Source organism: Mycobacterium asiaticum (assembly GCF_001668675.1).
GTDB lineage: Bacteria > Actinomycetota > Actinomycetes > Mycobacteriales > Mycobacteriaceae > Mycobacterium > Mycobacterium asiaticum_D.
The window spans coordinates 1-11,566 of the sequence record NZ_LZKQ01000140.1 but is presented as its reverse complement, the minus strand read 5'-3'; the positions used below and the strand labels follow the sequence as shown (position 1 = coordinate 11,566).

Annotated in this window: 7 protein-coding genes and 1 pseudogene; 5 read left to right on the top strand and 3 right to left on the bottom strand. The window is 63.9% G+C overall.

The window, feature by feature from the left end; genetic code table 11:
* A pseudogene (gene ipdC, locus A9X01_RS12000) lies at positions 1 to 636 on the top strand ((3aS,4S,5R,7aS)-5-hydroxy-7a-methyl-1-oxo-octahydro-1H-indene-4-carboxyl-CoA dehydrogenase); the annotation flags it as partial.
* A gap of 34 nt (positions 637 to 670) precedes the next feature.
* Positions 671 to 2,689 carry a fatty acid desaturase gene (locus tag A9X01_RS11995; protein ID WP_065120993.1) on the top strand — a complete coding sequence of 673 codons (2,019 nt, stop codon included), beginning with the start codon at positions 671 to 673 and terminating at the stop codon, positions 2,687 to 2,689.
* A gap of 75 nt (positions 2,690 to 2,764) precedes the next feature.
* On the opposite strand, the gene A9X01_RS11990 is transcribed toward A9X01_RS11995, so the two are convergent.
* The 3 genes from A9X01_RS11990 to kstR2 form a co-directional block, all read right to left on the bottom strand.
* A complete protein-coding gene (locus A9X01_RS11990) occupies positions 2,765 to 3,634 on the bottom strand; it encodes a PDDEXK-like endonuclease domain-containing protein (RefSeq protein ID WP_065120992.1) in 870 nt (289 codons plus the stop codon).
* A 110-nt stretch (positions 3,635 to 3,744) separates the two neighbouring features.
* Positions 3,745 to 4,905 carry a steroid 3-ketoacyl-CoA thiolase FadA6 gene (fadA6, locus tag A9X01_RS11985; protein ID WP_065120991.1) on the bottom strand — a complete coding sequence of 387 codons (1,161 nt, stop codon included), beginning with the start codon at positions 4,903 to 4,905 and terminating at the stop codon, positions 3,745 to 3,747.
* Between the two features lies 1 nt (position 4,906).
* Entirely contained in the window at positions 4,907 to 5,509 is a 603-nt protein-coding gene (gene kstR2, locus A9X01_RS11980; RefSeq protein ID WP_155772047.1) for a TetR family transcriptional regulator KstR2, read from the bottom strand.
* Positions 5,510 to 5,848: 339 nt separating this feature from the next.
* Here kstR2 and A9X01_RS11975 point away from each other — a divergent pair, with 339 nt between their 5' ends.
* From A9X01_RS11975 to A9X01_RS11965, 3 genes are all read left to right on the top strand, one after another.
* Positions 5,849 to 7,654, top strand: a complete 1,806-nt coding sequence (locus tag A9X01_RS11975; protein WP_436405263.1) for a PPE family protein — start codon at positions 5,849 to 5,851, stop codon at positions 7,652 to 7,654.
* A gap of 414 nt (positions 7,655 to 8,068) precedes the next feature.
* A complete protein-coding gene (locus A9X01_RS11970; protein ID WP_065120989.1) occupies positions 8,069 to 9,697 on the top strand; it encodes a PPE family protein in 1,629 nt (542 codons plus the stop codon).
* A 168-nt stretch (positions 9,698 to 9,865) separates the two neighbouring features.
* The coding region (locus A9X01_RS11965) for a PPE family protein (RefSeq protein ID WP_155772046.1) at positions 9,866 to 11,566 on the top strand (1,701 nt) is incomplete at its 3' end.

The following is an 11,566-nucleotide window of genomic DNA, read 5'->3' as shown; positions in this document are numbered from 1 at the left end:
GGCCACACCGGGCCCGTCGCCACCACACTGTTGCTGCCGTCCGTGCTGGACGCGGTCCAGGGCACCGGCATCCCGGTGATCGCCGCCGGCGGCTTCTTCGACGGGCGAGGGCTGGCCGCCGCGCTTTCCTACGGGGCGGCCGGAGTTGCCATGGGCACCCGCTTTTTGCTCACCTCGGATTCCACCGTGCCCGACGCGGTGAAAAAGCGGTACCTGGAAGCCGCGCTGGACGGCACCGTGGTCACCACCCGGGTCGACGGCATGCCGCACCGGGTGCTGCGCACCGGGCTGGTCGAGAAGCTGGAAAGCGGCTCGCGGACAAGGGGCTTCACTGCGGCTGTGCGCAACGCCGCCAAGTTCAAGCAGATGTCGCAGATGACCTGGCGCTCGATGATTCAGGACGGCCTGGCCATGCGGCACGGCAAGGAACTCACCTGGTCGCAGGTGGTCATGGCGGCCAACACGCCGATGCTGCTCAAGGCCGGACTGGTGGAGGGCAACACCGAGGCCGGGGTGCTCGCCTCCGGTCAGGTGGCCGGCATCCTGGACGACCTGCCGTCGTGCGCCGAACTGATCGACTCGATCGTGCGCGACGCGATCACACATTTACAAGCGGCGACCGCGCTCGTGGAATAGTCGCGCGTGTCAACTGGGCTACGCTATGCCAGCTATGACGACTGTCGAGACGGACCACTCGGCTCCAGAATCAGCCGCACACCATGCGCTGCCCGATCCGGGCGAAGCGGTGCCCAAGCTTGCGCTGCCCACGGTTGGGATTTTCATTGCGTCGCTGACCGCTTTCGTCGTGTCGACGGTCGGCTACCTCAACGGCTGGTCGCCCTGGTGGGTCACCATCCCGGTCAACGCGGCGGTGACGTTCGTGATGTTCACCGTGGTACACGACGCATCGCACTACTCGATCAGTTCGGCCCGCTGGGTGAACGGTCTGCTCGGGCGCCTGGCGTGGCTGTTCGTCGGGCCGGTGGTCGCCTTCACGTCGTTCGCCTACATCCACATCCAGCACCACCGGCATTCCAACGACGACGATCAGGATCCGGACACCTTCGCCTCGCACGGCAAGTGGTGGCAGTTGCCGTTCCGGTGGTCGGCGGTGGAGTACTTCTACCTGCGCTTCTATCTGCCCCGCGCCCGCAGCCGGCCGGTCGCCGAGGTGGCCGAGACGCTCGTGATGATGGCACTGAGCGTCGCCGGTCTGGTCCTGGCCGCGCTGACCGGAAACTTCTGGGCCCTGGCCGTGGTCTTCCTCATTCCCCAGCGCATCGGCCTGACCATCCTGGCGTGGTGGTTCGACTGGCTGCCCCACCACGGGCTGGAGGACACTCAGCGCACCAACCGCTATCGCGCGACCCGTAATCGGGTCGGCGCGGAGTGGGTGTTCACGCCGGTGCTGCTGTCGCAGAACTATCACCTGGTGCATCACCTGCACCCGTCCGTGCCGTTCTACCGCTACCTGCGCACTTGGAAACGCAATGAGGAGGCGTACCTGGAGCGCAACGCCGCAATCTCCACGGTGTTCGGCCAGCAACTCAATCCGGATGAGTTCCGCGAGTGGAAGGAGCTCAACGGCCGGCTCGCCAAACTGCTGCCAGTGCGGATGCCCGCCCGGTCAAGCTCGCCGCACGGGGTGCTGCACCGGATCCCCGTCGCGTCCGTCGACCCCATCACCGCCGACAGCACAATGGTCACCTTCGCGGTGCCGGAAGAACTGCAGGACGCCTTCCGTTTCGAACCGGGTCAGCACGTCACCGTGCGCACCGATCTCGGCGGCGAGGGCATTCGCCGCAACTATTCGATCTGCGCGCCGGCCACCCGCGCGCAGCTGCGCATCGCCGTCAAACACATCCCCGACGGGGCGTTTTCGACCTTCGTGGCCAACGAGCTGAAGGCCGGCGACGTGCTGGAGTTGATGACCCCGACCGGGCGGTTCGGCACTCCCCTGCACCCGTTGAACGCCAAGCACTATGTGGGCTTGGTGGCCGGCAGCGGGATCACTCCGGTGCTGTCCATCCTCGCGACGACGCTCGAGGTTGAGACCGAGAGCCGGTTCACGCTGATTTACGGCAATCGAACCAAGGAGTCGACGATGTTCCGGGCTGAGCTCGACCGGCTCGAGTCCCGCTACGCCGACCGCTTAGAGATCCTGCACGTGCTTTCGGGCGAGCCACTGCACACTCCCGAACTCCGCGGCCGCATCGACCGCGACAAGCTCAACATGTGGCTGACCAGCAGTCTTTCGCCCGCAAGCGTGGATGAGTGGTTCATCTGCGGTCCCCTGGAGATGACCACCGCGGTGCATGAGGTGTTGCTTGAGCACCTGGTGGACAGTGAGCGCATTCACCTGGAACTGTTCCACGGCTACGGCACGGGACCCAGCACCGCTCACGAGTACGGCTCGGCGACAGTGACTTTCAAGCTTTCCGGGCAGGAATACAGCTACGATCTGACGCCCGGCGACTCGATTCTGGAAGGCACGCTGCAGGTCCGCGACGATGCGCCGTATGCCTGCATGGGCGGGGCGTGTGGCACCTGCCGGGCCAAGCTGGTCCAGGGCGAGGTAGAGATGGACCACAACTTCGCGCTCGGTAAAGCCGAGCTCGACGCCGGCTACATCCTGACCTGCCAGTCCCACCCCAAGACGCCGTTCGTCTCGGTGGACTTCGACAGTTAGGCCCGTCTTGGCGCCGAGTGTGCATCTGACGACGCGACACGCCGCTGATCCGTCGCGGGACGCACCCTCGCGCTGTCACGGCCGCCATCCCGCAGCCTCCATCGCCGCAACAACCCGAGCGATGAACGTGCCACGGCGGTAGCGCAGCAGATCGCTGCTGACCCTGACGATGGCCCACCCCAGGTCAGCCAGCGCGGCCTGCCGCTCGATGTCTCGCGCCTGCTGGACCGGGTTGGTCCAATGCTGCGGACCGTCATACTCGACGCCGACAAGTAGCTCGCGATAACCCATGTCGACGCGCGCCACGAAGTCGCCGTATTCGTTGTAGACGCGGATCTGTGTCTGCGGCTTCGGCAGGCCCGCGTCGATCAGCGCCAATCGTGTTCGCGTCTCCTGCGGTGATTCTGCGCCGCCGTCGACCAGGGGCAACACCCGGCGGAGCCGGCGTATCCCGCGCGCGCCAAGGTGTTGGGCGGCAACGACTTTCAAGTCTTCCACCTTGACGTCGGTCGCGTTCAGCAGGGCATCGAGCCGTTGAACGGCATGCAATCGGACCGCCGTGCGCCGGCCGATATCGAAGGCAGTGCGAGCTGGCGTCGTCACCGTGATGCCATCGATCGTCATGGTCTCCGATGTCGCCAGGGTGTCGGAATGCACGACGATGCGCGGCGGCGGGCGTCGATTGGTGTGCACCAATTCCGCGTCGAGGACCGGGCTCACCCACTTCGCGCCGAGGAGCGCCGCCGCGGAATTGCCGGCGACCACCGCGCGTCGGCGCGACCACAGCCAAGCCGCTTGCGCTCGCTGGACCGCGGTGAGCTCGATACCCACCGGCGCGTAGACGCCCGGATACACCGGTTCGTAGAGACAGCGCATTGCGCGCTCGGGAATGGCCTTAGATTTCAGCGCCTCAGCGCCGACAAACGGCCAGTCCATCCGCCGCATGCTGCCATCGTCGGCGGCAAACCGCCGTCATCCATCAACAGGACCGCCGAGTGTGCATCTCACGACACGACACGCCGCCGGAGCGTCGGAAATTGCACGCTCGCGGGAGGTTAGAGCCGCTCGATGATCGTCACGTTCGCGGTGCCACCGCCCTCACACATCGTCTGCAGACCGTAGCGACCGCCGGTGCGCTCCAGCGTGTTGAGCATGGTGGTGAACAGTTTGGCGCCGGTGGCGCCCAGCGGGTGCCCGAGCGCGATCGCGCCGCCGCTGGGGTTGACCTTTTCCGGGTCGGCCTTGATCTCCTTGAGCCAGGCCAGCACGACGGGTGCGAAGGCCTCGTTGATCTCGACGGTGTCGATGTCGTCGATGGACAGGCCGGTCTTCTCCAGCGCGTAACGAGTGGCGGGGATCGGGCCGGTGAGCATGAACACCGGGTCGGCGGCGCGGGCGCTGATGTGGTGGATGCGGGCTCGAGGTGTCAGCCCGTGGTCTTTGACCGCTTGCTCGGACGCCAGCAGGACCGCGCTTGCACCGTCGGAAATTTGGCTGGCCATCGCCGCCGTCAGCCGGCCACCTTCAACCAAGGGCTTGAGTCCTGCCATCTTCTCCAGCGACGACTCACGCGGGCCTTCGTCGACCCGGAACGGGCCGGATTCCGTTTCGACAGTGATGATCTCGTTGTCGAAGTTGCCGCCGCGGATCGCCGCGAAGGCGCGCTCGTGGCTGGCGAGCGCATAGCGCTCCATCTCCTCGCGCGACAGGTTCCATTTCTCGGCGATCAGTTCCGAACCCCGGAACTGCGAGATCTCTTGGTCGCCATAGCGGTGCAGCCACTGCTTGGACTCGTTGGTCGGCGAGGTGTAGCCGAACTGTTCGCCGACGATCATCGCCGACGAGATCGGGATCTGGCTCATGTTCTGCACGCCGCCAGCCACTATCAAGTCGGCTGTTCCGGACATGATGGCCTGGGCGCCGAAGGAAACGGCCTGTTGGCTGGAGCCGCACTGGCGGTCGACGGTGACGCCGGGGACCTCTTCGGGGTAGCCGGCCGCCAGCCACGAGAGCCGGGCGATGTTGCCGGCCTGGGCACCGATTGCGTCGACGCAACCGGCGATCACATCGTCGACGGCGGCGGGGTCGACGTCGTTGCGGTCGAGCAGCCCGCGCCATCCCAGTGCGCCCAGGTCGACGGGGTGCACCCCGGACAGGGCACCGCCGCGCTTGCCCACCGCGGTACGTACAGCGTCGATGACGTACGCCTCCGGCATTTCAGTCTCCTTCTTTCTGTATTCCGCCCAGAACAATGGCGAGATATTGCTGACCCACCTCTTGTGCGGTGAGCGGTCCGCCCGGCTGATACCAGCGCACCGACACCCAGGTGGTGTCACGGATGAAGCGGTAGACCAGGTCGACGTCCAAGTCGGGCCGGAAGTAACCCTCCGCGATGCCCTGGTGGATGACGTCGATCCACATCTGCCGCTGCTGCTTGTTGAGATCCTCGATGTAGGCGAACCGGGGCTGCGACGAAAGCCGTTGCGCCTCGTCCTGGTAGATGACGACTTGGGCGTGCCGCTGCTCGATCGCCTCGAACGAGGCCATGAACAGACCTTTGAGGCGGTCGAGCGGATTAGAATTGCCCTCGACGATCTCCTGGTAGCGCGCGAACAACCAATCGAGGAAGCCGCGCAGCAGTTCGTCGACCATCTCCTCTTTTGAGGCGAAGTGGTGATAGAGACTGCCGGACAGGATTCCGGCGCCGTCGGCGATGTCGCGCACGGTGGTGGCCCGCAGACCGCGCTCGGCGAACATCACCGCGGCGAGGTCTAACAACTCGTCTCGGCGACTGTTAGCCTGTCCGGCCACTCGCTCCACCCGAACAGGGTATCAACCAAGCGCTTGCTAGGGCCAACGGCAGCGCAGCATCGCCTTTGGCGGGTTTTTAGGCGCAAGTGCGCGGTCGCTATATAGGCGCCGGTTCCAGACCCCGGCCCGCATTCTTTAGTTCGACTAAGGGCTTTCCGTGACGGCGTTTTGTGGCGCTGCGAGCACGTATTCTGGATCCATTCCACTCCGGAGCAAGCAATCCAGAAATTTCTTTGAATCCAACGGCAGCAATTGCTCGAAATTCGACACAAGTGCTACGAGCGAGTCGTATGGTCTCGTCGTCCGGGTTTGCTCAGCTACGCCGACGGGATCATTGGAGGCATTGTCGTGAACTTTTCGCTACTCCCACCGGAGATCAATTCTTTGCGGATGTTCCTAGGCGCGGGCTCAGCTCCGATGCTGCAAGCCTCGGCGGCATGGTCAGGATTGGCCGAGGAGTTAAGTGCGGCGGCAAACTCATTCGCCTCGGTGACCTCGAACCTGGCAGGGCAGGCCTGGCAGGGTCCGGCGGCTAAAGCAATGTCCGCGGCCGCGGCGCCGTACGCCGCCTTTCTAGAGGCTGCCTCAACGCGCGCCTTGAGCGCCTCCAGCCAGGCACAGGCGGTGGCCAGCGCCTTTGAGGCAGCCAAAGCTGCCACCATCCACCCCGAAATCATCGCCGCCAACCGGCAGGCCTTCGTGAACCTGGTCAGGTCGAATTTCTTCGGCCTGAATGCCCCGGCGATCGCCGCGGCCGAAAGCATCTACGAGGAGTTCTGGGCCGCCGACGTCGCCGCAATGTTCGGCTACCACGGCGGCGCGTCGGCCGCCGCCGCGCAACTTTCGTCGTGGGCGCAGACCCTGCAGAACCTGCCCGGCAGCATCGGGGCGGCCGCCAGCACCCTCCCCAACCTCGGCTTGGGCAACCTGGGCGGCGGCAATGTGGGCAACGGCAACACCGGCGACAGCAACTTCGGTAGCGGCAACACCGGCAACACCAACTTCGGCACCGGGAACAAAGGCAACGGAAACTTCGGCCTAGGAAACACCGGCGCCACCAACTTCGGCTTCGGAAACAACGGCGGCTCCGTTACCGAGCGCGGGAGCGTGGGTATTGGAAACTTCGGTAATAACAACTTTGGGCTTGGCAATACCGGCAACAACAATACGGGCGGCGGCAACACCGGTAATAACAACATCGGTTTCGGTCTCACCGGCAATAATTTGATCGGCTTGGGCAACGCCTATCTGGACACGACGACCGGCCAGTTCCACTTCAATGGCTTGAACTCAGGCACCAACAACATCGGTTTCGGCAACTCCGGTAACGGCAACATCGGTTTCTTCAACTCCGGTGACGGCAACCTCGGATTCTTCAGCTCGGGTGCCAATATCGATCCCGCCGACCTCGGCAAACTCCAGGGCCTCGGTTTTGGCAACTCGGGCTACGGCAACATCGGATTCGGGAATACTGCCAGCGGGAACTTCGGTTTCGGGAACTCGGGCACCCTGAACACGGGCTGGGGAAACTCCGGCGACATGAACACCGGCGGTGGGAACTCGGGCGGGAGCGTCGTCGGCAGTGTGTTCAACCCGTTGTCACCGCAACCAGGCAACACTGGCTTCGGGAACTCCGGCTACGGCAACACCGGCTTCGGGAATGCCGGCCACCTGAACACTGGTGGTTGGAACTCAGGCAACGTAAACACCGGCTTTGTCAATTCGGGCAACGTGAATACAGGATTCGGAATTACCACCGACTCCGGGCTCACACATTCGGGCTTCAACAACACGGGCACGAACGTGTCAGGCTTCAACAACTCGGCGAGCGGCGCTGTTGGTGCCCTCCCTGCGTTAACCGTGAACGGCAACATGTCGGGCTTTAACAACACGGCCATCGGCAGCACCATCGCCGGAGTATCGGCCGCTGGCGGTATGTCGGGCTTCGGTAACTTCGCCAGCGGCGCCAACAACGCCGTAGCTGGCTTCGTTGTGAACGGCCTGATCTCGGGCCTCTTCAACAACGGTGTCACGGCTTCCTTGCTGGGGGCAATCCCGTCCGGTGTCATTAGCGGGGTCGGCTCCGGCTTGTTGAACGCCAACACCGGTTTCTCGGCCGTGTTCAACCTGCAAAAGGCCCTCGCGGGTAACTAGTCAATTCGCGACTGCTGAGGACTAGCACCAGAAGGTCGTTGAGGTCATTTGCGTGACCAGCGCAGTAGGAACCACTATCTCAAGGCACCTGCCGCGTTGCCACGGTACTGGTCTAACCGGGATGAATCGCTCTGGCAGCTAGAGCACCCGGTCCGGGAATAAGGGGCATAACACCACCAAAACAACACGTCGTTCGCCGCGTAATGCTTTCGCCTCCAGCCCAGACCATCCGCTCAGCGAAAGAGCGCCACATCCCCTAACTTGCTGCACCACAACGGCTTCCAGCAATCTCCCCAAAACTAACGTTTCCGTCGATTTTGCGCCGTAGAGTGCTCGATGTCGTGGCTTCGGGGTCCACGTCCGACATCAAACTCACTCAAAATCGCAGTCGGTGACGGCTGCCAGGGGGACATCGTGGTGAACTTTGCGCTCTTGCCACCGGAGATCAACTCGTTGCGGATGTTTATCGGTGCGGGTTCGGCACCCATGCTCGAGGCGGCGACGGCATGGACCGGACTGGCCGAGGAGCTCAGCACGGCCGCCAGCACCTTCTTATCCGTGACCCAAGGCCTGGCCGACCAGGCGTGGCGAGGCTCGGCAGCCGCTGCGATGACGGCCGCCGCCGCACCCTATGCCGGATTCCTGCAAGCCGCGTCGGCACAGGCCGCCGGGGCGGCCACCCAAGCCAACGCGGTGGTGAGCGTCTTCGAGGCCGCCCGTTCGGCCACGGTCCATCCGCTCGCGGTCGAGGCCAACCGCAATGCATTCGTCCAACTGGTGCGGTCAAACTTCCTCGGCCTCAACGCGCCGGCGATCGCGGCCGCCGAAGGCATCTACGAGGAGATGTGGGCCGCCGACGTGTCGGCGATGTTCGAGTACTACTCCGGCGCCTCCGCCGCGGCCGCCCGACTGATACCCGTTCCGGCGCAGCTGCGGGAACTGGTGCAGACCCTGCCCAGCTTGGGCTTCGGTAATCAGGGCAATGCCAACCTGGGCAACGGCAACCTCGGTGGCGGCAATATCGGTAGCGGCAACACGGGCAGTTCCAACCTCGGCAGCGGTAACAACGGCAGCCTGAACATCGGCAGCGGAAACGTCGGCAACGAGAACATCGGGGGCGGCAATTTCGGCCAGGGCAACATCGGCTTCGGAAACAGCGGTCTGGGCAACGGATTACGGTTCGCCGGCGACGGCAACAACAACATCGGTCTCGGCAACGCCGGAAACAACAACTTCGGCATCGGCAACAGCGGTGACGGTAACCGAGGCGGCGGCAACACCGGCAACAACAACATCGGATTCGGTCTCACCGGCAACAACCTGATCGGTCTCGGCAACGCCTACTTCGACACATCGACCGGCCAGTTCTCCTTCCATGGGCTGAACTCCGGCACCGGCAACCTGGGCCTGTTCAACTCGGGCGACGGCAACATCGGCTTTTTCAACTCCGGCGACGGCAACGTCGGCTTCTTCAATTCCGGCACCAGCCTCGCTGGTGGCCTGAACAATCTCGGCTTGGGCAACTCCGGCACCCACAACGTCGGCCTGTTCAATTCCGCGTTCGGCAACACCGGGCTCGGAAATGGGGGCAGCGCCAATACCGGCTTCGCGAACGGCGGGATCGTCAACACCGGATTCGGCAACTCCGGTGGCTACAACACCGGTTGGGACAACTCAGGCTTCTTCAATACGGGTAACGCAAACTCGGGTGACACGAACACCGGCTTGTGGAACTCGGGCGACGTGAACACCGGCTTCGGCGCGACGACCGACAGCGGCGCATCGGGCTCCGGATTCTTCAACACCGGTGAGAACAGCTCGGGCTTCTTCAACTCCGCCCGCAGCGGTGGCTCGCTCTCCGGTTTCGGCAACACGGCTAGCGGTGCCGAGTTCGCGGGCTACGGCTCGGGCTTCTTCAACTCCGGCCTCCCGACCGCCCTGAGCGACGAGCCCGGTGACATTGCCAGCGCCTTCAACTCGGGCGCCCTGAACGCCGGCGCCAGGCTGTCGGGGCTCGTCGGCCTCAGCCGATTGCTCGGTTAGCGCGACTTCGGAACCGGAGGATTCCTGGCACCGTCTCCGACGTTTGCGGGCAGAGCATATGCTCCGCCATTTATTCTGTGAAACGGCACACCAAACCGGGCCTTGGTCGTATGGTCTCTGACATTCAGGATTTGCCCGCTGTGGGCATCCGTTGCCGGAGGTCACGCCATGAACTTTTCGCTACTCCCACCGGAGATCAACTCTTTGCGAATGTTCCTGGGCGCGGGCTCGGCTCCCATGCTGCAGGCCTCGGCGGCATGGTCGGGGTTAGCTGAGGAGTTGGGTTCGGCGGCAAGCTCGTTCGCCTCGGTGACCTCGAACCTGGCCGGTCAGGCCTGGCAGGGACCGGCAGCTAAAGCCATGTCCGCGGCCGCGGCACCTTATGCCGCGTTCCTGGAGGCCGCGTCCGCGCGCGCGTTGAGCGCCTCCAGCCAAGCCCAGGCCGTGGCAGGTGCCTTCGAGGCGGCCAAGGCCGCCACCATCCACCCGGAGATCATCGCCGCCAACCGGCAGATCTTCCTCAACCTGGTTCGCTCGAACTTTCTGGGCCTCAACGCCCCGGCGATCGCCGCCGCCGAGAGCATCTACGAGGAGTTCTGGGCCGCCGACGTCGCCGCGATGTTCGGCTACCACGGCGGCGCCTCGGCCGCCGCCGCGCAATTGTCGTCGTGGCAGCAGACCCTGCAGGGCCTGCCGGGCATAGGACAACTTTTTGGCGGCATCGGAACTGCCGCCCCCGGCGACCCCAATTTCGGGATCGGCAACACGGGCGGCGGCAACATCGGCAACGGCAACACCGGCAGCGGCAATATCGGCGATGGCAACACTGGCAACGGCAACTTCGGCGGGGGCAATAACGGCAACAGCAACATTGGTAGCGGCAACTGGGGCGCAGGCAACTTCGGCGCCGGCAATCGCGGTGACGGCAACATCGGTCTGGGCAATAGCGGTCTGGGGAACAGCGGGATTGGTGTTCCGGGAAACAACAACATTGGGCTGGGCAACGCCGGTCACAACAATGTCGGCATTGGCAACAGCGGCAACGCGAACCAGGGCGCCGGCAACACCGGAAACAACAACATTGGCTTTGGCCTCACCGGGAACAATTTGGTCGGCCTCGGCAACGCTTACTTCGACACGACAACCGGTCAATTCCACTTCGCTGGTCTGAATTCGGGCGCCGGCAACATCGGCTTCGGCAACTCAGGCACTGGCAACATCGGATTCTTCAACTCGGGCGACGGCAACGTCGGCTTCTTCAACTCCGGCGCCCATGCCCCTGCGTCACCGGACGTGGGCAAGTTGCAAGGCATCGGTGTCGGCAACAGCGGCTTTGGCAACGTCGGGCTCGGCAACAGTGGCGTCGTGAACTTTGGCTTCGGCAACACTGGCGACCTGAACACCGGTGTTGGAAATACGGGCTCCACCAACACCGGGCTTTTCAATAGCGGCCCGGTGAATACGGGCATGAACAACTCTGGGGGGTTCAACACCTTCGACGGGAATTCCGGTATCACCAACACCGGCTTCTTCAATTCCGGCAGCTTCAACACCGGGTTCGGATTCACTACCGACAGCGGCGCCACCAGCTCCGGCATCGGGAATATCGGTGAAAACATGTCGGGCTTCTACAATAGGGCGGCCGACGGGACTTCAATCAATGGGTACATCTCGGGCTTCTTCAATTCCGCCAGCGGTGTAACCGGGGTCGGCACCCTTGCCGGATTGACGTCGGGCTTTTTCAACATTGGCGTCCCGACTGGTCTTGCCGGACCAACTGTCGCCGGAATCAACTCAGGTGTACTGAACTACGGCACCAGCTTGACGGGCTTGTTCAGCATCGCCCGGCTACTGCAAGAGCTGACCGGA